The sequence below is a fragment of the Tessaracoccus luoxuelianae genome, assembly GCF_054483915.1.
In genome coordinates this window covers 815,837-838,633 of the sequence record NZ_CM137013.1, presented here as the reverse complement: position 1 = coordinate 838,633, position 22,797 = coordinate 815,837, and the positions used below count along the sequence as shown (strand labels likewise).

Here is a 22,797-nt window from a genome sequence, read left to right as displayed (position 1 = left end):
AGCGCATGCCCTATGCAGCTAGCCTGAGAAGTGCCGGCCGCTCCTGGCCCCGGTCGAACCAGCGTCAGAGCACAGCTCGCTGGGAAGGCCCGCACTCAGGCGCTCGCAGCCGTATCGCCGGTTGTGAGGGTCGCTCCTGTCTGGCAGTGGGCGAGATGTTCGAGATAGGCGTCGCTCCTCTCGTAGGAGTCGCAGGCGACCTCGTTGATCAACTTGTCGGTGGGGTCGTAGCGGACGCCAAGGGCTGCACCTCGGGCCACCGTCTGTTCCGATGACAAGGCGGTGTGGCTCGGGGTTCATGGCGGCCTCCGAATCAGCGGGCGGACGAACCCGTCACTCCGCCTACGGACAACGCTCCCCCGTGGACAGATGTGCCCCGATGTCACAACGGCTTCGCCACGGACCCTCCCCTGCAGTCAAGCGGCGTGACATCGCATCCTCCCGAGGTTCGTGAGGTCACGGTCAGTGCCGAGACTAGGGACGTCGCCGGGCTCAACACCCGTCGCCCGCATCGAACAGACAACACACCGCGCCAAATCCTGGATCGGCGCGGCGGGTCGCTACCGTGTGATCATGGCTCAGACTCCTCTGCGGGACCGTGTTCCGCCTGCCCAGGAGAAGGTCGTGATCGCACGTAGCGGCAACAAGTGCGCTTACCCGGGATGCGGGCTGGATCTGACGATCGATCCGAGGAGTGACGGCGACCGCCCGAAGGCAACCGGCAAGGTCGCGCACATCGCCGCAGCCAGTCCGGGCGGTCCTCGGTACGACCCGAGCATGACATCGACGGAGCGAGGTTCAGCGCAGAACCTGATCTACCTCTGTGGCTCCCATCATGACGCCGTCGATACCCAGCTTGAACACCACACGCGGGAGTTCCTCTTGGAGACCAAGCGTGCGCATGAGGAGGCCGTCGAGCGCGCCGTGCGGATCGCCCTTGGCGGGGTGACGTACGAGGAACTGACTGTGGTGTGCACTGTGATTGCCAGCGTTCCGGCACCCCCACAGCAACTCGGCGTGGAGCTCGCATTACCGCTGCAGGAGAAGATTGACCTGAACAAGCTCGGGCGGACCTCGGTTCAACGGATCACCGACGGCCTGTCGCAGGCCGCACGCGTTGAGGGGTTCATCGCGTTCCAGAACTCCATGGTCCCGTCGTTCGGACGCAGCCTGGTGGCGCGCTTCAAGAGCGACTACTACTGGGCGCGGGCAGAGAACCTCGAGCCCGATGGGGTCTTCGACTACCTGGTGGAGACGGCCATCGAGAACGCGGGCCCGCGAGACACTCCGCAGGTTCGCGCGGCCGCGCTGGCAGTAATCGCGTACCTCTTCGAGATCTGCGAGATCTTCGAGCGTGAGTGACTTCTATCCCGACAAGTTCACGCCCTTGGAGCGCACAGTCGTCGGCGAGGCCGCCGCTCTCTTGGCGCTTCTGAGTCACCGCAGTTTGAGCGTCGGCCAGCTGTACGTCGAGCACCGGCAGACCTCTTCTGCCTCGACCTACGACAGCTTTGCGGCTGCGCTGACACTCCTCTACGGGGCGGGAGTACTCGACTACCAGGGCCAGATGGTGAGGATCAGCTAGTGTTCATCCGCCTCAGCGCTAACCACGACGATTTCAAGCCGATCGACTTCCAACCCGGTTTCAACGCGATTATCGCCGAGCGCGCGCCCGACTCGACGGACCAGGACAGCCGCAATGCCCGCGGCAAGTCGACGATGCTCATGCTCATGAACTACGTCCTCGGGGGCACCCTGCACCGCAGCCTGCGCGGTCTGGCCGACGATGGCTGGGAGGTGACGCTGACGCTGGAGATGTTCGGCGGCACCGTGGGTGCGACGCGGTCGTTATCCAGCGGCCGTCGACTCAGGCTCGCGGCTGAAGGGCCAGCCCGAGAGGTGATCGGCCCGTGGTTGTCTGAAGGCCAGATCACCGTCGACAACTGGAAGGAACTGTTGGGGTTGGCGCTCTTCCGACTGGAACCCGCAACGCAGGAGGAAGACGGCGGGTTGTCGGTTCGCACGCTCCTGTCCTACGTGATCCGGACTGAGACCCCAAAAGATCCGCTCAAGGTCATCGCCCAGCAGGCCGCGACCAGCAGTCGTCAGCATGTCGCGTTCCTCCTCGGACTGGATTGGCAGGTGATCCACGAGCTGGCAACCGTGAACAAGGGCTGGATCAGCTGAAGGTCATCACCGCAGCGTCCCGAGAAGGACTCGTAGCAACGCTGCGGCCTGAGGAGGACCTGGCACTTGAGCGAGCCGCTCTGAAGAACGAAGCAGATGAGTGGCGGCAGCGCATCTCGGGATTCCGCATCCTTGAGGACCCGAACTCGCTCGTCGCGCGCGCCGACGAGTTGACGGCGCAGATCAGCCGCCTAAGGGATGACGCAGTTATCGATCGACGTATGCGCGAACTGTATGTGTCATCGCTTGCAGACACACAACTGGCCGACGCTGCCGCCCTGCCGGTCGAGGAGATATTCAACGCCGCAGGGGCGATCTTCGCGGATGGCTTCAAGCGCCAGGCCAGCGAGGTCCGAGCCTTCCACGCGACGCTGCTCGCGAACCGCCGCCTCTTTCTGCGTAGCGAGATCGAAGCGCTCGACGCCCGCATCGCAGAACGAACGGTAGAGCTCGGCCGCCTTGACGAGCAGCGCGACGGCGCACTGCGGACGCTAGACGCCGGCGGAGCGCTGGACGAGCTGAACGCGATGCGCACCGAACTTGGCGACATCGAGGCGCGGATGGCCGCCCTGGACCTACAGATCGAACAGTCCCGCGAGCTGGTCAACCGCCGCGAGGAGCTCAAACTCGACCGGTCCATGAAGCGAAATGAGGCTGCCCGTCAGCTGGCGATGTCCCGCGAGAAGCTGGACCGGATCAGCGACCGGTTCAGCCAGAAGATGCGGCAGCTCTATGGCAAGGACGCCGCGCTGACGGTTGCAGTCGATGACGCCGGCTACAAGTTCACCATCAGTGCCTCCGGCGCCGGCAGCAGTGGAGTCGACCGGATGACCATGTTCTGCTTCGACCTGACGATGCTCGAAGAAGGCATCGCGACCACCCACCACCCTGATTTCCTCGTGCATGATTCATCGGTCTTCGACGGCGTCGATCCGCGTCAGCGAGCCGGTGCATTGAGGTTCGCGCAGGCGATGGTCGAGTCAACCGGCGGGCAATACATCTGCACGATGAACAGCAACGACGTGCCGGACGCAGTGCTCGACCAGGACTGGTTCAGGAATGGAGTCGTTCGCACCATCCTGGATACGGAGACCGGCGGACTCGTTGGGCGAGAGTTCTAGCTTCACGCTCTACGGAGTTGATTGGGCCCACGGGCGAGGGAGAGTGACTCATCTTACGGGCCCTCTGCCGGGCTCCACGCCAGGCGCCAGGTGGAACGCCTGCTCGCACAGGTGCTGGGAGCGTTCCAGCACGGGATCGGTCCCCGTGTCGAAGGGCACCCAGGGATGGTCGTCGGCGCGGGGGGCGAGCTCGTCCCTGATGTGTTCACGCGCTTCCTTGATGCGTCGGTGGGCCGTACTCTCGGAGTACCCGAGGTCCTCGGCGATCTCCCGGAGCGGGTGACCTTGCATCGACGCCATCAGCGGCGCCCGCAGTGACGTAGGCAGCTGCCCGAGAGCCTGCGTGACGGCAGCGACAGCGTGCCGATCCTCGACGACCTCGCCCGGGTCGGGGGCGTGGCTCGCCGGGTCCCGGCCCTCGAGGGCCACCGCCGTGGGTCGAGGGACGGTGGTCCGCTTGCGTACCACGCCGGCGTCGTCGACGCCGCGCCAGCGGGCGTGTTTGATCGTCATCCAGGCGTAGCTGGCCCAACCCTCGGGGCTGGTTCGCTGAGGGTCGAAACGGTAGGCGGCGCCCATGAGTTCGACGAACATCTGACCGCGGGTGTCCGCAGCGTTCGGTGTTCGTCTGGTCTGGGCGTACACCATCGGGATGACCGAACCAACCAAGTCGGTCACGGCCTGCCGCCCCTCGGCGACCAACTGCGGCCAACTCGATGAGTCAACCCCCCGGAGGATCTCGGGCGGGTTCAAGGGATCGCCGGTCGCGGCGGCGACGCCAAGGTCACGGGCCTGGCAGAGCGCCAGGATGGAGGGGCCGTCCAGGACGGTCCCGGGGGTGATCGTCGGTTCCATGGGTGCGATCCGTGCCAACGCTCGGGGCTCCCGCGCAACTGCGGCTTTGGGCTCCACCGGTGCGGGCGACGTTGAGGCTTCCGGCAGGTCGACCTCGCGGAGCATCCGGGGGTTGGTCAGGTATTCCAGTGAGAGTCGGCTGATCCTCGCAGCTGCGGGCTGGGCCGGCGGCTCGCCGGTGAGATTGGCGACTAGGACTGCCTGGCCGAGACCCGAGCGCAGCAGCACGTCCAGGCGGACGTGGGAAGGCTCGGTGAGTTCCGGGCGACCAGTGAGCTGCCGCACGGCGGTGCCGACTTTGAGCATGACAGCTTGGTCGACGCGGGTGGCGCCGAGGTGTCGGCCGTCGATCTGGCTCAGCGTGGTCTGGTGTGCTCGCGCCAGGTCGCGGATGTTGCCGAGGAGGGCGTCCGCGTACGGCCCGGGCAGTGCGCCGGCGCTTGTGGCCTCGACCACCAAGGCGTGAGTGTTGGTCAGGATCGCCAGGTGGCCGAGCGCCACGCTGCGGCGCACGATGGGGGCGGCGTAGACGGGCTGCACGGCTGCGAGCGCGTCCTGCCAGGCCGCCAGGCCGACGCCGGCGGCAGATCGGCTGGTTGGGGCGTGGATCGCGCCGTCGAGTGCGGTCTCGCCGGCCAGCAGCCACGCCTTCGCCCGGTCATCCGGGGTTCGGACGCGCACCCAGTGCGTGAGTTCGTAGGCGACGTTGTTCAGCGTCGCGATCTCACGATGATGGTCGAGGTCCGGCCGAGCCTCCACATCCCGAGCCAGCCCGGCGAGCGCAGTGCTCACCGCGTGGAGCGACGGCGCCAGGACGGGGCTCAGGTCCGGGGTTCGTGCCGCGCCGGTCGTAGCGGTGGCCAGCAACGCGAGGGGATCGGTCGCGGAGATCGGGCCGAGCGCTCGGCGGATCGTCACCAAGCTGGAGACGGTCTGGGTCCAGTCGGCCATCAGATCCAGCGTGAGGGGCGGCTCGACGTCCCACTCGAGGCGGGAGAGTCCCCGCCGGACGGCCTGCCACATGGGCCGTTACCCTCGCCGTCCGACAGTGCTGTTCAACTCCCTGCGGACGTCGGCCAACAGCACCCGAAGCCGCGCCAAGTCGGGCAGGTCTGCGGCGAGGGCCAGGTCCCAGGTATGAACCTCGCGCAATGCGTTCTCGACGCACTCGAGCGCCGTCAGTCGTGTCAGCCCCGGGACGTCCACGGGCCGGCTCGACGGGTAAGTGGCCGCCATCAACAGCGAGATCCCCATTGCCTCGTGGATCATCGCGGCCAGGTCGTCCCAGCGGTCAGCAGTCAGCATCGTCGCCTGCCCCAGCAGCAGATCGACCTTGGCGATCGACTCGGCGGGCATCGGCGCTCCGGTCATGATCGTGATCCCTTCCTTCCAGCTGTCCTCGGATCGTGGGCGCGCCCACGTATCCCTTCGCCCGTACAAGTCACTAAGCGCGCGGGCGAGCGCCACTGTCCACAGGGCTCAAGGCCACGCCGCCTCTCAGAGGTGCAGGGTCGGCGTCCGACGTGGGTCGCGGGGGGCCGAACGGGTAGCACGACCGGACGCCGCGTCGCCGGCGCGGCTGGCGTGGCCGACGGCCGTTCGAGGTCCGCGAGCGCCTGCGAGACCAGGCGCTGATGGCGGGCACGCGTCCACGGCAGCAGGTAGGTCAGTCCAATCACCACGACGATCCCCACGGTGGCCGCGTGCTGCCCGGCGACTACGGTCTGCCAAACCGCGATGCCGGCGACCACCATGCGCATCCGCCAGGAGAACCCGATCAGCGGGAGCCCGGACGCGCCGTGGGCAAATCCGTTCACGAATGAGCCGAGCACCTGCCACGGCCAGGTGAACCACTGGTAGGCCACATCGAACCGCCCTGCAGACACCAACTGACGCTGCCGCGCGCGGGTGAGCAGCGTGGGTAGGTCAGGCCGCCCGATCCAAGCCACGGGCACGACGAGGTGAGCCATAACGGGGCGAAGAGGCGCCTCGTGGACATGCGCTGTCTGGTGTTCTTTCGCAGCTAGCGGCAGCACCCAAGCTCCGGAGTGCGCCTGGCGCTCGTGGCGCCGGGCCGCGGCGGTGCGGGTAGGGCCAATCTCAGAAGCGGCCATGACTGGCTCCAAGCTCTCCAGGGCGGAATCTTGTACGGGAAGACTAAGCATGGATCTCGGCGATCTTGGGGATTTCGAGCCCCATCCCTTCCGAACGTTACCACATCTACACCGTTTAGCGGTATAGATTGCTCCTCGTGTCTCGTCTCCCCTTGCCGCGGGCCGCTGAAACAATGGCCGGGTGCCTACCTACTCGGACGCCCCGCTCCCCGTCGAGTTGGACGCGTTGGTCGGTATGGGCATGAACCGCGTCAAGCTAGCCATCGTGGTCGCGCTGGCCAAACACGGCGGCAGCCTGAGCACCCCCAGCCTGGTCTCTGCGATGGAAGGAGGAGTCGCTGGCACGACCATCGTCCGCAATCTCCATGAACTCGAAGACCACGGGTACGTCACCGGGGACCTCCCCCGCGGTGACCGTCGACGCCGCCTCACGCGCTGGACGCTCAACCACGCGAAGCTCCACGCCGACCTGCGCGCGCTCATCCAGGCCACCACACCCACCGACAAGACTCCGACGACGCCAGCCTGACCGGACGCAGGCGCAGGACTCCCGCGCGGACGCGAAGCCCGTGCCCGCGACTTGGGCTACGGAAGGGACGCACTCCTGCTTGGCGCCATGTAGCTCCCGGCCCACAAGGCCAAACAGGCGCCCTTGGCTCGGCGTCCTGACGTGAGCTGCCGGGGCAGGGCTCGTGGCGACGCCGCGGCCTTTGAGCGGTCCTCGATCTGGTCGTCACGGTGTCGACGCGCGCAACCCCGATCCCACAAGGACTGATGGCATCCCTCTCATTGAGACAACGACATCGGATCCCACGGGGGACGGATCGGGGAGCTGCGGCTGGGACTATGTCGAGCTGGTCTTGTGCCCTGGGAGGCCCGCTCGGGCCCAGGAAGGGACACCGCCATGACCATCCGCACCTACGAGTCGTTGCCCACGGCCGCTGCCCGCATCGGGGTCAGCGTGAAGACCATCCGTCGCCGGATCGCCGAGGGGGTGCTCCCGGTGTATCGGTGCGGCCGCATCCTCAGGCTCGACCCGGAGGACGTCGACGCCATGTTCTGCCGTTACCCCAGTTGGTCATCCGCTTCGCGGGTCGCGACAGCGCTTCAGACCGCCCGGCGTAGCTCTACATGAAGAGGCGGCTGAAGAATCTTCCTGCAGGCGCGAGTGGGAAGGGACTCCCCATGATCGCGAGATCGTGTGCATCCGCGAGACAGCCCCGACACCGACTCCGCCGATGGGCTCCGCCACCCGACCACAATCACTTGACTCGAGCGGAGGCCCGGCTCCGGCACAAAGCGCGGTGCAGTCATGCCCGATTGGGGGGTTGCATCGTGTTCGCTGGTCCGTTGTCGCATGCGACTGGCAGACTGGTCGCAAGGAAGCAACCGCGCTGAAGGAGACGTCGATGGCGTACACAGCCAACATGGCGGCCCTGCTTAGCGGTGCCAGCCAAAGCCAACTCCGCTACTGGCGCCAGTCACATAAGGGCGAAGCCCCGCTGCTCGTGCCGGAGCACGGCACGCGACCGCACGCGCTCTACTCGTACCGCGACGTGCTCGTCCTGCGCATGTTCGCCCGACTACGCGGTGAGGTGTCACTCCAGACGATCCGCAGAGCGGTGACCTGGATGGAGGAGCACCTGGCCGACGGGCAAGACCTGTCCGAGCGCACACTGCTTGCTGTGCCAGAAAAGAAGTCCATTGTGTACTTCTCCGAGGATGGTGAGTTCTTGGACGTGGGCAAGGCGCCGGGACAATACGGACACCAGGCGGTGATGCGCGATCTGTTCCGGCCGTTCACGAACCGTCGCGGTGATCTCGTGCCCGACCTGACGCACCCTGCCTCGGGGCTGCTGGTCGATCCCGATATCCGGGGCGGGGTGCCCGTTGTGGAAGGGACCCGCATCACATACAACCTCTTGGCCGGACTCGCGCGAGACGGTCTGGCTCTGGCCGAGATCCGTGAGTTCTACCCGGGAGTATCCGCGGAGGCGGTGAAGGGGGCCACGGAACTTGCCGGTCGCGTCGCATATGCCCACGCAGCGTGAAGGTACTCCTGGACGAAGACGTCCCTGAACCCCTTGTTCCGCTCCTCGGGCGCCTACTTCGCGGACACGACGTGCAGCATGTCCGCGACCTCAAGTGGAAGAGCAAGAAGGACCTCGACCTGTTCCCGGACGCGCGGAGAAAGGGCTTCGAGGCCATTCTGACCAACAACATCGGCCAGTTCAACGATCCGGAGGAGTGCAAGGCAATCCAGCGCTCCGGCCTGCACCACATCTCCTACCAGATCGACGACGGACTCGATGGGCTCGCCCGCGCCTCCGCATCCATCTGCGCTGCAATCAGACCCATTGTCGAAGCACTCGAACCTGTGAGCTCACAGCGAGTGGTCAAGATCACGGCCATCTCCGCACGGACCAAGCGCTTCATCGTCGCCAACCCGGCCACCGATCCGCCGAGCAAGTACTGGCCCTGACCCCCGAGACCGCAACGCCTATCCAGTCTCGACCATGAGAGCCCACAGGACCGAAAGCGGCTTGCTCTGTACCCATTCGAGTAGTCGCTGTAGAGGCGAGGTGGCGACGCGTCTAGACCTGGACACGTGAAGCCTTGCGAATGGGAACCCCTGCGGGCTTTGCGGGCCTCCGAGGCCGGGCCTTCTCCCTCATCGGGTCGAGGGGATGTTCAAAGGGCCGGCAGTCCTCCAGCACGTCCAAGTGGAGCTGGTAGACGTTACGTTGACGGGGCTCCCCCTGCGACTGATAGGTCTCACGATCGACAGTCAGCAAACCTCGGTCCCGCAGCTCCTCAGAAGCGCGGGTCCAGGTATCGTCGGAGAAACCATATTGTCGCTTGCGGATCCCGTCGGCCCACGCGCCGTTTGCTTTGCGCCCACCGGTCAGCTCCCTGAGGACTATGAAGATGGCGAGGGCGCGGCCAGACAGGGCAAGGAGCCATCCCTTCTTCCAGAGAGCGATGGGCAATGTGATGTAGGGGGCCTTCAGGTCGCCGTCGTTCCACTCCTCCCCGGACCCATCTGGGCGCAGGATCTTCATGGTCCGTGTGCGACCCGGCGGTGCCTCGATCGCGACGAGGTTGTGTTCACGGCTCGCGAGAACCTTGAGAGCGCTGTTGACACGCCGAGCGCCTACGCCGGGGGGATCGGGGAAGCCCAAGCACGCTGCGATGTCAGTCGCGGTTATCGGGACGTCGTGGGGCGCTGCCGTTGCCATCATCCGAATCAGGAGGTACACACGGAGCCGGCTCTCTCCTCCTTGCCCGCCACGCATCATCTTGGCCAATGGCGGGTCATCGCCACGGACGAAGCCGATGGGGAACCGGACCGACCTCGAACGTTGAGACTTGGTCACCGCCTTCTCCAGTCGCTGCACGGCCTCGGAGTTCACTTGGGGCACCACCTGGACCTCCTGTGTGACATTCACCCCTACGGGCTTGGCGGGGGCACATGAAGTGCCGGGGGTGCACGGGGGTGCTGGGGGTACTTGGTCCTTCTGTATAACTATATCCGCAAAAAGAGCACCCCTCGTGCCGCCACAAGAGTAGCACTCGCCCCGCACAACCAGCACCTCTCCCTACGCCAATGAAGCTCCTCTCAGACCGCTGCCGCAGTACCGGTGCGCCTGTTGCTCGTCGCCATCCCATAGAGGAAGCTCGCCTCAAGGCCCGAGCAAGGGCCGCAGGCAACGAGCAGCATTCGCCCCCAGGGGAGTGCACCAAGGAGGTGATGAATATGCGCGGAACGAAGTTCCGTCTCACGATCGAGTGGGACGGCCGGTCGCTCAAGATCGCGCTTGAGCCCTATTAGGTAGGGGGTGGACCCATTGACTTGCCGGTCCCCGGATCCACCCCCAATTCAAGCCCGACACCAGGGTTCGCGCAAGGCCGTCATCAGCATCCGCCGATGGCGGCCTTGCCACATGCTGAGCCAGGGTTGTCGGACCCGGAGCAATGCCAGCCTGATGCGCCCCACTGGTGGCCCGCGACTGCTGCCACTGCCACCAACGTGAACTCCATCGGCTCACCTGACGCGATGTTGCCACGAACACTCGACAGTCCGGTTGATCGCGCCCACCACTCGACTTTGCTTGTCAGCCGGATCGACCCGTCGCGAACGCTGACATGCGAGCGGCCAGCTGGGCGTCGCGTTCAGCGGCGACATGCTGGTAGCGCATGGCCATGTTCGGCGTGCTGTGCCCGATCCGGGCCTGGAGCTCCGCGAGGGTCGCGCCCAACTGCGCCGCCAGAGTCGCGCTCGTGTGACGCAGCCCATGGACCGTTAGACCGGGCATGCCGATGGCCGCCTTGCCCTTGTTGTGGGCGACCCGCAGGACGCTGTCGTTGAGCGGGGAGTGTCCGTCGCGCGCCGGGAACAGCAGCGCCTCCCGTTCACGCACCGGCTGGCGCGCCGCCCAATCACGCAACGCCGGTACGAGGTGGGGAGGGATGGCCACCGACCTGACCCCGGCGTCCGTCTTGGGTGGGCCGATCAGGAGTTGCCCCTTGAGCCGCACGACGGCCTGACGGACGTGCACCAAGCCGAGGTCCAGATCCAGGTCACGCACCCGAAGCCCGCGTACCTCGCCGGAGCGCAGCCCGCACCACCCGGCGAGCAGGAGAGGTACTCGCCGCGCCTCGGGCACGGCAGCCAGATAGCGGTTGAGCTGGTCGACGGTCAGCACCTCAATCTCACGCGCCCGCTCCTTCTGGGTGCCCGCCTTGACCCGGCAAGGGCTCACCTCCACGAGCCTCTCCTCGACGGCCTCCTTGAAGATCGACTTGAGCAGCCCGTAGGCGTTGGCCTGCTGGGTCGGGGTGCTCCGCATCCCCGCGTACCAAGTAGAGACCTCCGCTGCGGTGATCTCGCCCAGGGGCCGCTTGGCGAACACCGGAAGAATCGTCAACCGGAGCAGCTTCGCGTACAACGCCACCGTGCCGGGACGAATCCGCCGGCGACCCACCACGGTGGAGGCGTACTCACCCAGCAGCAGGGGCGCCGCCTCGACCTCCCGGACCTGGCGCGCCGGCGGCTCCCATTGTCCGCGGCTGATCATCCGTTCCTGGTCGACCAACCACCCCTCGGCATCGATCCGGGCGACGAACGTGATCGGGGCACTGTGTCGGTTCCCGTCGGGGCCGGTGTAGCGCGCCCGGTACCGCCCGCTGGGCAACCGGCCCACCTCACCGAAGCCTCGCTTGGCTTTGGCCGTTCGGCTACCCATGGTGCACCCCTCCCGTCACGGTCCGTAACGGGCCAGAGGGGTTCCAGGTGGACAGCACAAGCCGAACGCCACGTTCCCCACGAGCCGGATGTCGTGGGGAATACGTGGGGAACCGTGGGGAATACGTGGGGAATGGGAGGCCTCTGAAGGCCATCCGTGTCCATGAGAGTCCACAACTGAGAAGGACCGAAGTCCTTGTCAGAGGGGATTTGATGTAGTCAGGGGACCATACATCGTTGTGCGCGAGAGAGGAGTTGAACCTCCACGTCCCAAGGGACACTGGCACCTGAAGCCAGCGCGTCTGCCATTCCGCCACTCGCGCAGTGGGTCTTGCAACCCGACGGCAAACAATAGCACGCACTGCGCGAGCTTCCGCAAATCGAATGGGCTCCACCGCCCCGCCAGTCCACGGCGATCTCCCGGAACCCTGTCAATCAGGACCTGAGACGCCTACTGTGGAGAGACCACGGAGTCTGACTTGAAGGAGGACGACCATGCCGGATTGGCCACTATGGGTGTGGGTGATCATCGTCGCAGTGCTGCTCGCGGTGATCGCAGGGATCGTCGTGGCAGCGTCGCGCAAGCAGCAGAGCGCCAATCTTGAGCGCGCCGAGGAGCTGCGGACGCGTGCGCACGAGAGCGACCGGATCGTCGCCGCCCGGCAGGAGCGTGCTGATGAACTGGCCGCTCGCGCCGAGTCGGTACGCAACGAGGCGATCGGAGAGAGCCAGCGCGCCGAGTCCCTGCGCATGCAGGCCGCTGAGGCGGAGGAGCGGGCTGCACGCGCCGCCGAGCAGGCTGAGTTGCGCGACGATGAAGCCCGCAACAGCCGCGAGTCGCTCGAAGCAGCCGCCCTGGAGCGCGATCAGCAACTCGCTAAGGCTGACCAGCTGGACCCACGGGTGCACACCGGACGGCACGGCCACATCGTCGAGGATCAACCCGTCGACAAAGCCCGCCCCATCGATCCCGATGATGAGCGGGATCCGGATCCTGCACCCCTCCCCGACGATGACCGCGACGTGGACCTCGAAGACGAGCGGGACCTCGTCGTCGACGACGATCCGACGCCGGATGACGTCCCCCGGGACGAACACGGCCGACGACTCGACCCCTATGGAAACCCTGTCCCCGATGGCCGATGGCCCGATAAGGAGTGAATCATGACCACCGATCCTCTCGGCACGCCCTACCCCGACCCTGCCGCGCGCCCAGACCTCGAGAACGAGGTCGCCCCGGAGTCGCCCGACTCTCCCGAGTCGCCGGATTCCCCCGCCTCGCCCGATTCTCCCGACTCACCAACCAGCCCGGACAGCCCTCCTGAGGCTGAGCCCCTCGACCGCGACGGACTGGCCGGTATGGACATCGAGCATGAGCCCGATGCGGACGGCTTCTGGCGCGACGAGTTCGGGAACCGAGTCGACCATGAGGGCCGACGGGTGGACGAGGACGGCAACCGGGTCGACGCGGGGGGCGATCGCATCGACCCGCTGGATCCGCCGATCGGCATCGTGCCGCCAGTCCCGCCGAACCCGCGCTGACCCTCGCTCACCTGTCGGCGTTCACGACCAAGAGCCGGTCGCTCTCTGGGTTGGTCTACCCACCCAGAGAGCGACCGCTCACCAAACGGACCACACAGGGGTTGGACGCATCCCCGCGACAGTTCAGGGAACCAGGTAGCCCGCCGCCCGGTACAGCTCGTACCACTCAGGCCGGGTCAGTTCGACGTCGGCACCCGCCGCCGCCCAGGTCACGCGCTCGGGCGTCGTCGTGCCCAGCACCACCTGCATGTTGGCCGGGTGCCGCGTGATCCACGCCGTCGCGATGCCCTCGGGCCGCACGTCGTACTTGGCAGCCAACCGGTCGATGACCGCGTTCAGCTCCGGATGGTCCGGGTTGCCGAGGAAGACGCCGGTGAAGAACCCCGCCTGGAACGGTGACCACGCTTGCACGGTGATGTCGTTCAGGCGGCAGTAGTCCAGGATGCCGAGGTCGCGGCTGACCGACTGGTCCAGCGCAGCCATGTTCGCCGCGACACCTTGGGCCACGATCGGCGCGTGCGTGATGGACAGCTGCAGCTGATTGGCGACGATGGGTTGGGTGACGTCGCGCTTCAGCAGGTCGATCTGCCCAGGAGTCTGGTTCGACACCCCGAAGTGGAGCACCTTTCCGGCGGCCGCCAGGTGATCGAACGCGCGCGCAACCTCCTCGGGCTCCACCAGCGCGTCCGGGCGGTGGAGGAGCAGGACGTCGATGTAGTCGGTGTCCAGCGCGCGCAGCGATCCCTCCACCTGGACGACGAGGTGCTTGTAGGAGAAGTCGAAATAGGGCCCATCCTTGACGATGCCCGCCTTGGTCTGGAGCGTGATCTCCTCCCGCTCCGACGCGGTGAGCTGCAGCGCCTCCGCGAAGCGTCGTTCACATCCGTGGTAGCGGTCGTCGCCGTAGATGTCCGCGTGGTCGAAGAAGTTGATGCCCGCCTCGCGGGAGGCGTGATAGAGCGCCCGCACCTCGTCGTCGGACTTGTCCTGGATACGCATCAGGCCCGTGACTACGGCTGGGACCTCGAAGGTGGTGGGGCCGAGGTTGAACGTCTTCATCGTCGCTTCCTTCGTCGATTCCGCGACCGACCCAAGTGGCGGCCGCCTCGTTCAGCCTATCCCTGCGCGACGGGGGCCGTGGAGTGGCGGATTACCAAGCGGGTGGCCAGACGGACGTGCCCGGACTCGACCGGGCGCCCGGCGGAGATGTCCAACAGCCGGCGCACAGCGGCCGCGCCCATCCGGTGCAGCGGCTGGTGCACCGTCGTCAGCCCCGGCACGGCGAGCCCGGCCAGGATGGTGTCATCGAACCCCACGACACTCAACTCCCCCGGCACCTGGATGCCGAGCTGCCTCGCCGCCTCGCAGACCCCCATCGCCGCCGGGTCACAGGGGGCGAAGATGGCGGTGGGCCGCTCCCCAGCCGGCCGCGACAGTAAAGTCCGCCCGGCCTCCAACCCCAACTCGTGGGTGTAGCCGCCCTCCACCACCAGCGACGAGTCCAGCGTGAGGCCGCCCATGTGGAGCGCCGAGACGTAGCCCTGCATCCGCTCGGTGGCGGGCACCGATTCAGGCGGGCCCTGAATGAAGCCGATGCGACGGTGCCCCAGGCCGATCAGGTGCTGCGTGGCCTCCACACCGCCGTTCCAGTTGGTGGCGCCGATGCTCATCACGTTCGACGGCAGGGCGTTGGCCGGGTCGATGGCCACCAGAGGCAGCGCCAGGTCGCGCAGCTTGGCGAGCTGATGCTCGGAAAGCCGGGCGGTCAGGACGATCACCCCGAGGTACCCCTTGGCCTTGAGCAGCTCCAACCAGGCGTCATCCAGCGGGACGGGGGCCCCCGCAGTCGACTCCCCCGGGATGTAGAACGTGCCGAGCGCCACCCCCTCGGCCATGGCGGTGGAGATGGCGCCCTTGAGGATCTCGAGGGTGTAGGTGGTGGTGAGGTCGTCCGCGACGAGCGCGATCTGCGGATACGGCGACGACTCCCCGCCCACAGGCTGGTAGCCCAGGTCCTCCACGGCAGCCAGCACCTTGGCCCTGGTGGCGCCGGACACGCCGCCGCGATCGTTGAGCGCCTTCGACGCCGTGGCGGTGGACACGCCCGCACGCAGCGCGACGTCCTGCAGCCGCACTGCCTTCACTCCCTTGCCCGCCATGAGGGCCAGCCTAGCGAAAGTTTCGTCCATGGGTCACAACACGGCACCAATCTTTGGTCACTCTTGCAAACTAAATACCTTTGTGCCTAAGATCAGTCTTGTTAGTCAAGGTTTCGCGAAACTTTTCGCGGTCACACTTTCGGAGGATCAACGATGACCCACAAGCTTCCCAAGATCGCGGCCCTCGTCGCGGCGGCGGCTCTGGCCCTGTCCGCCTGCGGCGGCACCACCGACGAGGCCAGCCCCGGCTCGTCGTCCGCCGCGGCCGGTGGCGGCGAAGCCGCCCTCACCTGGTGGCACAACTCGAACACCGGCGCCGGCAAGGATTACTACGACAAGGTGGCTGCAGACTTCGAGGCGGCCAACCCCGGCGTCACCATCACTGTCGAGGCCATGCAGCACGAGGACATGGTGACCAAGCTGGAGGCCGCCTGGCAGAGCGGCGACGTGCCGGACGTCTACATGGAGCGTGGCGGCGGCGAGCTGGCCCTCAAGGTGGACGCCGGGCTGGTCAAGAACCTCAGCGAGGCCGCTGGCGACACCGTCGAGAAGCTCGGCGGCGCTGTGAACGGCTGGACCGTCGACGATGCCACCTACGCCCTCCCCTTCTCGATGGGCGTGGTCGGCTTCTGGTACAACACCGAGCTCTTCGAGCAGGCCGGCATCACCGAGGCCCCCACCACGATGGCTGACTTCTACGACGCCATCGACAAGCTCAAGGCCGCGGGCATCGACCCGATCTCGGTCGGCGCCGGCGACAAGTGGCCCGCCGCCCACTACTGGTACTACTTCGCCCTGCGCCAGTGCTCGCAGGACGTGCTGTCCGACGCCGTGACCAGCCTCGACTTCTCCGACGAGTGCTTCGTGCGCGCCGGCGAGGACCTCGAGGAGCTGGTGGCCGCGGAGCCGTTCAACCCCGGCTTCCTCACCACGCCCGCCCAGTCCGGCCCCACCAGCGCCTCCGGCCTCCTGGCCACCGGCAAGGTGGCCATGGAGCTGGCCGGCCACTGGGAGCCCGGCGTCATGCAGGGCCTGACCGAGGACGAGCAGGGCCTCGGCGAGGCCACCGGCTGGTTCGCGTTCCCTGAGGTCGACGGCGGCGAGGGCGACCAGAGCGCCGCGCTCGGCGGCGGCGACGCCTGGGCCGTGCCGGCCGACTCGCCCGACGAGGCCGTGGCCTTCGTCGAGTACCTCCTCTCCGACGAGATCCAGAAGGGCTTCGCGGAGCTCGACATGGGCCTTCCCACCAACCCCACCGCGTCGCAGTACGTGGCGGATCCCGCCCTGGCGCAGCTGCTTGAGGTCCGCGACGCGGCCGGCTACGTGCAGCTGTACTTCGACACCGCCTTCGGCACCTCCGTCGGTGGCGCCATGAACGACGAGATCGCCCTGGCCTTCGCCGGCCAGGCGACGGCCCAGGAGATCGTCGACGCCACCCAGGCCGCCGCGGACGCGGAGAAGTAATCAATGACCGCCACCTCTCAGCAGGCGGCGGGCCGGATCAACGTGGAGGGCGGGCGCGACGAGCGCCCGCTCTCCCCCGTCCGGAAGCGGCCCGTCAACTGGAAGATGGGCCTGGAGATCGCGATCTTCGTCCTCCCCGCCCTCATCCTCTTCTTCATGTTCGTCGTGTGGCCCATGCTGCGCGCGATCCAGTTCTCGGTCTACCGCTGGAAGGGCTTCGGCCCACTGGTGGACTTCGTCGGCCTCCGCAACTACGCCTCCGTGCTCAGCAACGACGTGTTCCTCGGGGCACTCAGCCACAACCTCATCATCGTGGTGGCCTCCATCGCCATCCAGCTTCCGCTCGGCATCGCCGTCGCGCTCCTGCTCAACCGCAAGATGAAGTTCCAGGGGCTGCTGCGCACCATCGTGTTCGTGCCCTACATCCTCGCCGAGGTCATCGCCGGCGTGGTGTGGTTCCAGCTGCTGCAGCCCCGCTACGGGGTGATCGACTCAATGCTCGCCACCCTCGGCATCCAAGGCCCCGAACAGGGCTTCCTCGGCACCCCCGAGATCGCGCTGTGGACCGTGATGGTGGTGCTCACCTGGAAGTACCTCGGCTTCGCCATCCTGCTGTTCCTCGCAGGCCTCCAGGGAGTCCCCCAGGAGCTCGACGAGGCGGCCCAGATCGACGGCGCCTCGTGGTGGCAGACGCAGCGCTACATCACCATCCCGCTGCTCGGACCCACCCTGCGCACGTGGGCGTTCCTGTCCATGCTGGGCTCGCTCCAACTCTTCGACATGGTGTGGATCCTCACCGGCGGCGGCCCCGCCAACGCCACCACCACCATGGCCACCTTCCTCATCAACGAGGGCACCAAGCGCAGCAACTACGGCATCGCCGGAGCCGCGTCGGTGGTGCTGTTCGTGGTGGCCCTCACCATGGCGCTGCTCTACCAGCGCTTCATCCTCAGCCGCGACATTGAAGCCAACGACAAGCGAAAGGTCCGCCGATGACCGCGATCACCGCCCGCGCCGCGTCCGACGCGGCCCCGCGCCGCCGTCGCCTCATGAGCGTCAACCCGGTGGTCTACCTGGTGGGCCTCGTGGTGGCCGCATTCTCGCTCGGCCCCGTGTTCTACTCCATCCTCGGTGGCTTCCGCAGCAACGCGCAGCTCGCCGAGAACCCGGCCGGGCTCCCGTCGCCGTGGATCTGGTCCAACTACACCGGCGTGCTGACCAACCCCAACTTCTGGCGCTACGGCCTCAACTCCATGGTGATCGCCCTCCTCACCACCGCGCTGGTGGTGGTGCTCGGCCTGATGGCGGCCTACCCGCTCTCGCGCTACCACTTCCCCGGGCGCGAGAAGATCTACATGATCTTCGTGCTCGGCCTGCTGTTCCCCGCCACTGTGGCGGTGATCCCGCTGTTCATCATCATCAGCAAGGACCTCGGCATGAGCAACACCTGGTGGGGCGTCGCGCTCCCCCAGGCCGCGTTCGCGCTGCCCATGACCATCGTCATCCTGCGCCCCTTCCTCCAGGCCATCCCGGCCGAGCTCGAGGAGGCAGCCGCGATCGACGGCGCCAGCCGGCTGAGCATCTTCACCCGCATCATGGTGCCCCTGTCCGGCCCAGGTCTGGTCACCGTCGGCGTCCTCGCCTTCGTCGGCTCCTGGAACGCCTACCTGCTGCCGCTCCTCCTGCTGCAGGGCGACATGCGCACCCTCCCGCTGGGCGTGGCCGACTTCTCCACCGAGCACTCCTCCGACACCGCCGGCGTGTTCGCGTTCACCACCCTGGCGATGGTCCCCGCCATGGTCTTCTTCCTCACCATGCAGCGCCGCATCGTCGGCGGCCTCCAAGGCGCGGTCAAGGGCTGACGCCCGCGCGCAGAATCGACTCCCCCATGACCTGGACAGACCCCACCGCACCCCTCGACGCGCGCCTCGATGCCCTGCTGGCCGAGATGTCCCTGGCCGATCTGGCCCACCAGCTCGGCTCCTACTGGCTCCCCGCCGACGGCGACCGACCCGCACCGGATCCCGACGCCCACGAGGTGGCGCCGATGGAGAACGAGTTCGCGCAGGAACTGCGCCCCTGGGACGAGGCCATCGACGGCGGGCTGGGACACCTCACCCGCGTCTACGGCACCGCCCCGGTCAGCGTGCCCGATGGCGCCGCCAAGCTGCGCCGGCTGCAGGCCGACGTCGTGGCCTCGAACGCGTTCGGCATCCCGGCGATCGCGCACGAGGAGTGCCTCACCGGCTTCACCGCCCTGGGCGCCACCGTCTACCCTGCGTCGATCGCCTGGGGCGCCACGTGGCGGCCCGAGCTGATCGAGGAGATGGCCGCGGCGATCGGCTCGGACCTCGCCTCCGTCGGCGTCCAACAAGGGCTCTCGCCGCTGCTCGACGTGGTGCGCGACTACCGCTGGGGCCGCGTCGAGGAGACCTGCGGTGAGGACCCGTACCTGGTGGGCAGCCTCGGCACCGCCTACGTGCGCGGCCTGCAGTCGGCGGGTGTGATCGCCACGCCGAAGCACTTCGTCGGCTACCCGGCCAGCCGCGCGGGGCGCAACCACGCGCCGGTGTCGATGGGGCGCCGCGAGCTCGAGGACGTGATGCTGCCGCCGTTCGAGATGGCGTTGCGCCTCGGCGGGGCCCGATCCATCATGAACTCCTACTGCGACATCGACGGCCAGCCCGCCGCCGCGTCGGCCGAGCTGCTGACCGGCGTGCTGCGCGACCGCTGGGGCTTCGAGGGCACGGTGGTCTCGGACTACTGGAGCATCGCGTTCCTCACCCGGATGCACCGGATCGCCCCCGACGACGCCACCGCCGCGGCGCTGGCCATCCGCGCCGGGCTCGACATCGAGCTGCCCTCCACAGGCTCCTACTGGGCCATCGAGGAGGCCATCTCGCGCGGGATGCTCAGCGAGGACGACGTGCGCCGCTCAGCGCGCCGCGTGCTCCGGCAGAAGCTGGAGCTCGGGCTGCTCGACGAGAATTGGGAGCCCTCTGCGGACCCCGCCGCGGACCTGGATTCCCCGCGCAACCGCGGGATCGCGAGCCGGGTCGCGGAGGAGTCGGTCGTGCTGCTCAGCAACGACGGCGTGCTGCCGCTGGCCGCGGGGCGCCGGGTCGCCGTCGTCGGTCCCGTGTGGGCCGACGTGCGCAGCTTCATGGGCTGCTACTCCTTCCCCAACCACGTCATGGCCAAGACCGGCACCGAGATCGGCCTCCCCATCCGCGGCCTCGACGAGGCCCTGACGGCCGCGCTCGGTGACGCCGTCACCTTCGCGCAGGGCACCGGCTTCATGGACGGCACCGACGAGGACCTGGCCGCGGCCGTGGCCTCGGTCGCCGGCGCCGACGTGGCCGTGGTCACCGTGGGCGACATCGCGGGCATGTTCGGGGACGGCACCTCCGGCGAGGGCTGCGACGCCGTCGACCTGCGCCTCCCGGGCCGGCAGGGCGAGCTGGTCGAGGCGGTGCTGGCCACCGGCACCCCCACGGTGCTGGTGCTGGTCACCGGCCGCCCCTACGCCGTCGGAGAGTACGCCGACCGCTGCGCCGCCGTCGTCCAGGCGTTCATGCCTGGCGTGGAGGGCGCGGACGCCCTGGCCGGGGTCCTGTCCGGCGCGCTCAACCCGTCGGGCCGGCTCCCGATCGGGCTGCCCTCGCACCACGGCGGCCAGCCCGGCACCTACCTGGCGGCGCCGCTCGGCTGGTTCTCCAACGGCATCTCCAACCTTGATCCCATCCCGCGGTTCCCGTTCGGGCACGGCATTTCGTACACGCGGTTCGAGTACTCGGATGTCGCGGTGTCCTCGCCGACGATGCCCGTCGACGGCGCCGTCGAGGTGTCCGTCACGGTCACCAATGTCGGCGATCGCGACGGGGCCGACGTGGTCCAGCTCTACCTCAGCGACCCCTGGGCGGAGGTGGTGCGGCCGCTCAAGCAGCTGATCGGCTTCCGCAAGGTTGACCTGGCTGCCGGCGCGTCCGCCCGGGTGACGTTCGAGGTGCACGCGGACCGGACGTCGTTCACCGGCGTCGACATGGCCCGGATCGTCGAGCCTGGAGATGTGCAGCTCTCGATCGGGTCCTCGTCGGAGAACCGGCTGCCCGCGCTGTCGGTGGAGGTCACCGGCGAGCGGCGGGTCGTCGCGGAGGGTCGCGTGCTGGATACGCCCGTCACGGTCGCGGCGCTGTGAGCTCGAGGGTCGCGGCGGCGGCGGACCCCGGCGTCTACGCGCACCGGATGGGCACCGCGGTGCTCAGCCTCGGGCCGGCCGCCGCGGGGCGGTCGGTCACGGTGCGGCAGACCCGGCACGCGTTCGGCTTCGGCAACATCGGGTTCGACTTCATCGGCCTCGCCAACGGCGAGGAGCAGACTGTGTCGACCGGGTTCGGCCAGGCGCCCAGCGAGATGGCCCACGCACTGGCCGGGCAATGGTTGGAGCTGTTCAACACCGCGACCCTGCCCTTCTACTGGCGCACCTTCGAGCCTCACCGGGGGCTGCCCGACACGCGGCGCATGCAGGCCGCCGCCCGCTGGTTCGTGGAGCGTGGCGTGGTCGTCAAGGGCCACCCCCTGGTGTGGCACACGCTCGCCCCGCAGTGGCTGCTCGGCCTCCCCACCGCGGAGGTCCGGCGCCGCATCGAGGAGCGGATCCGCCGCGAGGTGGCCGACTTCGACGGGCTGATCGGGCTGTGGGACGCCATCAACGAGGTGGTGATCATGCCGGAGTTCACCGCCGAGGCCAACGCCATCACCCCGCTCGCCCGCGAGCTGGGCCGGGTGGGCATGGTGAGGCTTGCGTTCGACACCGCGCGAGAGGCGGACCCGTCGCTGCGCCTCGTGCTCAACGACTTCAACATGTCAGCCCGCTACGAACGCCTCATCGAGGAGTGCCTCGACGCCGGGATCCGGATCGACGCCATCGGCCTGCAGAGCCACATGCATCAGGGCTACTGGGGCGAGGAGCGCACGCAGGAGGTGCTGGCACGGTTCGCCCGTTTCGCCCTGCCGCTGCAGATGTCGGAGACCAGCCTCGTCTCCGGGGAGATCATGCCGGCCGAGATCGTGGACCTCAACGACTACCAGGTCCCGTCCTGGCCCTCCACCGTCGACGGCGAGGCGAGGCAGGCCGACGAGGTGTCGCGGCACTACCGCACGCTCGTGGAGCATCCCTCGGTGGAGGCCATCACGTACTGGGGCATCACCGACGCCGGGGCCTGGCTGGGCGCGCCGATCGGGCTGATCCGCGCCGACGGCTCCCCCAAGCCGTCCTTCGAGGCGTTGCGTGGCCTCATCCGGGGTGAGTGGTGGGTACCAGAGACCAGCGTGGTCGCGGATGAGCGGGGCGAGGTCGCCGTCGAGGGCTTCGCGGGAGACTACGAGGCTGTCGTCGACGGCCGGGGCACGGGGTTCAGTGTCGCGGCGGGCTCCGAGACCGGGGTGGATCTCAGCCGCTGAGGCGGGCGCCGAAGCGTTCGACGAGGACCGCCGCGAGGTCCTCGACGACCTGACGCGGATCGCCCACGTTGATCGCCTCGACGCCCACCTCGCCCTCCCCGAGCGCCTCGAGCACGGCGCGCTGGGAGCCCAGCATCACGGGTTTCATGAAGTGCCCTTCCCGGGCAAGCAATCGCTCCAGGTTCACGTCCTCCGGCAGGACGAGGTGGACGAAGAAGACGTCCCCGTCGGCCTCGCGCAGCACGTCGCGGTAGTCCGCGCGAAGGGCTGAGCACGCCACCACGGACGAGCGGCCCGCCGCCTCCTGCTCGGACATCCAATCCCTCAGGGAGGCCAGCCACGGCCAACGGTCCTCGTCGGTCAGCGGCTGGCCCGCGCCCATCTTGACGCGATTTGCCTCGCTGTGGAAGTCGTCGCCCTCCCCGAACGGTAGCCCCAGACGATCGGCCAGGCCCCGGCCGATGGTGGTCTTGCCGGTGCCCGCGGCGCCGAGCACGACCACGTGCACGGGCCGGTTCGCGTCGATGTGCCCCGCAGGGCCTTGACCGCTGTGATCCACTGGACAGCTCTCCTCATGCGCTTGGCCGCGTCGCCTCAATGATACTACCATTGCACAGTGCCGACGGGGGTTGCAAATCCGGACCCCA

General features: G+C 67.8%; 22 protein-coding genes and 1 tRNA gene. 15 read left to right on the top strand and 8 right to left on the bottom strand.

Annotated features, from left to right (window positions below):
* Positions 1-624 precede the first annotated feature (624 nt).
* The 4 genes from ACX1D1_RS03460 to ACX1D1_RS03445 are packed head-to-tail and all read left to right on the top strand — an operon-like array spanning position 625 to position 3,308.
* Positions 625-1,362, top strand: a complete 738-nt coding sequence (locus ACX1D1_RS03460; protein ID WP_459055930.1) for an ABC-three component system protein — start codon at positions 625-627, stop codon at positions 1,360-1,362.
* On the top strand, positions 1,355-1,585 hold the full coding sequence (locus ACX1D1_RS03455) for an ABC-three component system middle component 6 (protein WP_459055929.1): 231 nt from the start codon (positions 1,355-1,357) through the stop codon (positions 1,583-1,585). The genes ACX1D1_RS03460 and ACX1D1_RS03455 overlap by 8 nt, the downstream gene beginning before the upstream one ends.
* Complete coding sequence (locus tag ACX1D1_RS03450) at positions 1,585-2,187, top strand: hypothetical protein (protein WP_459055928.1); 603 nt, start codon at positions 1,585-1,587, stop codon at positions 2,185-2,187. Before ACX1D1_RS03455 ends, ACX1D1_RS03450 begins: the two co-directional genes overlap by 1 nt.
* Complete coding sequence (locus ACX1D1_RS03445) at positions 2,136-3,308, top strand: DUF2326 domain-containing protein (RefSeq protein WP_459055927.1); 1,173 nt, start codon at positions 2,136-2,138, stop codon at positions 3,306-3,308. Before ACX1D1_RS03450 ends, ACX1D1_RS03445 begins: the two co-directional genes overlap by 52 nt.
* A 48-nt stretch (positions 3,309-3,356) precedes the next feature.
* Here ACX1D1_RS03445 and ACX1D1_RS03440 read toward each other — a convergent pair whose 3' ends face one another.
* Positions 3,357-5,186, bottom strand: coding sequence for an RNA polymerase sigma factor (locus ACX1D1_RS03440; RefSeq protein WP_459055926.1), 1,830 nt, complete (start codon positions 5,184-5,186; stop codon positions 3,357-3,359).
* Positions 5,187-5,192: 6 nt separating this feature from the next.
* Positions 5,193-5,534: a hypothetical protein gene (locus ACX1D1_RS03435; RefSeq protein ID WP_459055925.1), complete on the bottom strand. Its 342-nt coding sequence runs from the start codon at positions 5,532-5,534 to the stop codon at positions 5,193-5,195.
* Positions 5,535-6,458: 924 nt separating this feature from the next.
* Between ACX1D1_RS03435 and ACX1D1_RS03430 the strand changes: the two genes are divergently transcribed.
* From ACX1D1_RS03430 to ACX1D1_RS03415, 4 genes are all read left to right on the top strand, one after another.
* Entirely contained in the window at positions 6,459-6,806 is a 348-nt protein-coding gene (locus tag ACX1D1_RS03430; protein ID WP_459055924.1) for a hypothetical protein, read from the top strand.
* Positions 6,807-7,181: 375 nt separating this feature from the next.
* On the top strand, positions 7,182-7,412 hold the full coding sequence (locus ACX1D1_RS03425) for a helix-turn-helix domain-containing protein (RefSeq protein ID WP_300150203.1): 231 nt from the start codon (positions 7,182-7,184) through the stop codon (positions 7,410-7,412).
* Positions 7,413-7,686: 274 nt separating this feature from the next.
* Positions 7,687-8,328, top strand: a complete 642-nt coding sequence (locus tag ACX1D1_RS03420; RefSeq protein ID WP_300150205.1) for a DUF433 domain-containing protein — start codon at positions 7,687-7,689, stop codon at positions 8,326-8,328.
* Positions 8,325-8,759 (top strand): DUF5615 family PIN-like protein, encoded by a 435-nt coding sequence (locus ACX1D1_RS03415; protein ID WP_459055923.1) that lies wholly within the window; start codon positions 8,325-8,327, stop codon positions 8,757-8,759. The genes ACX1D1_RS03420 and ACX1D1_RS03415 overlap by 4 nt, the downstream gene beginning before the upstream one ends.
* Positions 8,760-8,871: 112 nt before the next feature.
* Here ACX1D1_RS03415 and ACX1D1_RS03410 read toward each other — a convergent pair whose 3' ends face one another.
* From ACX1D1_RS03410 to ACX1D1_RS03400, 3 genes are all read right to left on the bottom strand, one after another.
* Positions 8,872-9,726 (bottom strand): hypothetical protein, encoded by an 855-nt coding sequence (locus ACX1D1_RS03410; protein ID WP_459055922.1) that lies wholly within the window; start codon positions 9,724-9,726, stop codon positions 8,872-8,874.
* A 666-nt stretch (positions 9,727-10,392) separates the two neighbouring features.
* A complete protein-coding gene (locus ACX1D1_RS03405) occupies positions 10,393-11,523 on the bottom strand; it encodes a tyrosine-type recombinase/integrase (protein WP_459055921.1) in 1,131 nt (376 codons plus the stop codon).
* 239 nt (positions 11,524-11,762) lie between these two features.
* Positions 11,763-11,845, bottom strand: a tRNA-Leu gene (locus ACX1D1_RS03400).
* Positions 11,846-12,017: 172 nt separating this feature from the next.
* On the opposite strand from ACX1D1_RS03400, the gene ACX1D1_RS03395 reads away from it, so the two are divergent.
* Entirely contained in the window at positions 12,018-12,683 is a 666-nt protein-coding gene (locus ACX1D1_RS03395) for a hypothetical protein (RefSeq protein WP_459055919.1), read from the top strand.
* A 3-nt stretch (positions 12,684-12,686) separates the two neighbouring features.
* A complete protein-coding gene (locus ACX1D1_RS03390; protein ID WP_459055918.1) occupies positions 12,687-13,064 on the top strand; it encodes a hypothetical protein in 378 nt (125 codons plus the stop codon).
* 123 nt (positions 13,065-13,187) lie between these two features.
* Here the strand turns inward: ACX1D1_RS03390 and ACX1D1_RS03385 are convergent, their stop codons facing one another.
* Both ACX1D1_RS03385 and ACX1D1_RS03380 read right to left on the bottom strand, forming a co-directional pair.
* Positions 13,188-14,123, bottom strand: coding sequence for an aldo/keto reductase (locus ACX1D1_RS03385; RefSeq protein ID WP_182783232.1), 936 nt, complete (start codon positions 14,121-14,123; stop codon positions 13,188-13,190).
* Between the two features lie 56 nt (positions 14,124-14,179).
* Positions 14,180-15,223 (bottom strand): LacI family DNA-binding transcriptional regulator, encoded by a 1,044-nt coding sequence (locus ACX1D1_RS03380; protein WP_459055917.1) that lies wholly within the window; start codon positions 15,221-15,223, stop codon positions 14,180-14,182.
* Between the two features lie 153 nt (positions 15,224-15,376).
* Here ACX1D1_RS03380 and ACX1D1_RS03375 point away from each other — a divergent pair, with 153 nt between their 5' ends.
* From ACX1D1_RS03375 to ACX1D1_RS03355, 5 genes are read left to right on the top strand one after another with little or no spacing between them, the layout of a single operon-like run.
* Positions 15,377-16,687 (top strand): extracellular solute-binding protein, encoded by a 1,311-nt coding sequence (locus ACX1D1_RS03375; RefSeq protein WP_459055916.1) that lies wholly within the window; start codon positions 15,377-15,379, stop codon positions 16,685-16,687.
* A 3-nt stretch (positions 16,688-16,690) separates the two neighbouring features.
* Positions 16,691-17,683, top strand: a complete 993-nt coding sequence (locus ACX1D1_RS03370; protein ID WP_459055915.1) for a carbohydrate ABC transporter permease — start codon at positions 16,691-16,693, stop codon at positions 17,681-17,683.
* Positions 17,680-18,549, top strand: a complete 870-nt coding sequence (locus tag ACX1D1_RS03365) for a carbohydrate ABC transporter permease (protein WP_459055914.1) — start codon at positions 17,680-17,682, stop codon at positions 18,547-18,549. The genes ACX1D1_RS03370 and ACX1D1_RS03365 overlap by 4 nt, the downstream gene beginning before the upstream one ends.
* A gap of 26 nt (positions 18,550-18,575) precedes the next feature.
* Complete coding sequence (locus tag ACX1D1_RS03360; protein ID WP_459055913.1) at positions 18,576-20,885, top strand: beta-glucosidase; 2,310 nt, start codon at positions 18,576-18,578, stop codon at positions 20,883-20,885.
* On the top strand, positions 20,882-22,150 hold the full coding sequence (locus ACX1D1_RS03355) for an endo-1,4-beta-xylanase (protein ID WP_459055912.1): 1,269 nt from the start codon (positions 20,882-20,884) through the stop codon (positions 22,148-22,150). The genes ACX1D1_RS03360 and ACX1D1_RS03355 overlap by 4 nt, the downstream gene beginning before the upstream one ends.
* On the opposite strand, the gene ACX1D1_RS03350 is transcribed toward ACX1D1_RS03355, so the two are convergent.
* Positions 22,140-22,709: a gluconokinase gene (locus ACX1D1_RS03350; protein WP_459055911.1), complete on the bottom strand. Its 570-nt coding sequence runs from the start codon at positions 22,707-22,709 to the stop codon at positions 22,140-22,142. The two genes, ACX1D1_RS03355 and ACX1D1_RS03350, sit on opposite strands and share 11 nt — an antisense overlap.
* Positions 22,710-22,797 lie beyond the last annotated feature (88 nt).

Excerpts from the sequence above, each read along its gene's own strand:
- ACX1D1_RS03390 (WP_459055918.1), top strand. The coding sequence starts at position 12,687 with ATGACCACCGATCCTCTCGGCACGCCCTACCCCGACCCTGCCGCGCGC.
- ACX1D1_RS03405 (WP_459055921.1), bottom strand. The coding sequence starts at position 11,523 with ATGGGTAGCCGAACGGCCAAAGCCAAGCGAGGCTTCGGTGAGGTGGGC.
- ACX1D1_RS03395 (WP_459055919.1), top strand. The coding sequence starts at position 12,018 with ATGCCGGATTGGCCACTATGGGTGTGGGTGATCATCGTCGCAGTGCTG.
- ACX1D1_RS03420 (WP_300150205.1), top strand. The coding sequence starts at position 7,687 with ATGGCGTACACAGCCAACATGGCGGCCCTGCTTAGCGGTGCCAGCCAA.
- ACX1D1_RS03360 (WP_459055913.1), top strand. The coding sequence starts at position 18,576 with ATGACCTGGACAGACCCCACCGCACCCCTCGACGCGCGCCTCGATGCC.
- ACX1D1_RS03365 (WP_459055914.1), top strand. The coding sequence starts at position 17,680 with ATGACCGCGATCACCGCCCGCGCCGCGTCCGACGCGGCCCCGCGCCGC.
- ACX1D1_RS03380 (WP_459055917.1), bottom strand. The coding sequence starts at position 15,223 with ATGGCGGGCAAGGGAGTGAAGGCAGTGCGGCTGCAGGACGTCGCGCTG.
- ACX1D1_RS03375 (WP_459055916.1), top strand. The coding sequence starts at position 15,377 with ATGACCCACAAGCTTCCCAAGATCGCGGCCCTCGTCGCGGCGGCGGCT.
- ACX1D1_RS03435 (WP_459055925.1), bottom strand. The coding sequence starts at position 5,534 with ATGACCGGAGCGCCGATGCCCGCCGAGTCGATCGCCAAGGTCGATCTG.
- ACX1D1_RS03385 (WP_182783232.1), bottom strand. The coding sequence starts at position 14,123 with ATGAAGACGTTCAACCTCGGCCCCACCACCTTCGAGGTCCCAGCCGTA.
- ACX1D1_RS03370 (WP_459055915.1), top strand. The coding sequence starts at position 16,691 with ATGACCGCCACCTCTCAGCAGGCGGCGGGCCGGATCAACGTGGAGGGC.
- ACX1D1_RS03425 (WP_300150203.1), top strand. The coding sequence starts at position 7,182 with ATGACCATCCGCACCTACGAGTCGTTGCCCACGGCCGCTGCCCGCATC.
- ACX1D1_RS03440 (WP_459055926.1), bottom strand. The coding sequence starts at position 5,186 with ATGTGGCAGGCCGTCCGGCGGGGACTCTCCCGCCTCGAGTGGGACGTC.